This window comes from Vibrio sp. 1249-1 (assembly GCF_033340495.1).
In genome coordinates, this window is the sequence record NZ_JAWOWJ010000875.1 from 1 (window position 1) to 581 (window position 581).

The window sequence follows — 581 nt, forward strand, 5'->3', positions numbered from 1 at the left end:
GCATTATCATCAAGAGCTCAAACGTCATCACTCACACGCCAACAAGCCACTACCAACGCTGCAAGAATTCATCGATTGTCTGGATGACCACATCTGGATCAAAACCACCGATGGTCTGTACGCCATGACTAACCGCAGCGTGGAACAGGCGTGGAAAAAGTCTAACGATGACATTGTCGGGAAGAACGACTTTGACCTTTTCAGCGCCGAACGCGCGGAAAAATTCATTGATGCCGACCGATTAGTGGTCGCTACTGGCACACAGAACATCGTTGAAGAGTGTCGCCAAATTGATGAAAACAACAACCCGACTTGGCTGGAAACCATCAAATCACCGGTACGAAATCAGGCCGGCGACCTGATCGGCATTTTGGGCATGACGCGCAACATCACCCGTCGCAAGATGGTGGAAACGCAATTGTCGTTGGCGTCGAAAATCTTCAACAACTCGCAAGAAGGTATGGTCATTACCGACAGCAATGCCAATATCATTGATGTCAACAACGCGTTCTCGCAGATCACCGGATTCAGCGCCGAAGAAGTGATTGGGAAGAACCCCAACATTCTCCGTTCTGGGCACC

Annotated in this window: 1 protein-coding gene; it reads left to right on the forward strand. The window is 49.9% G+C overall.

Going from position 1 to position 581, the window contains the following annotated elements; translation table 11 throughout:
- The coding region (locus tag R7Z50_RS29415) for a PAS domain S-box protein (RefSeq protein ID WP_318150003.1) at positions 1–581 on the forward strand (581 nt) is incomplete at both ends.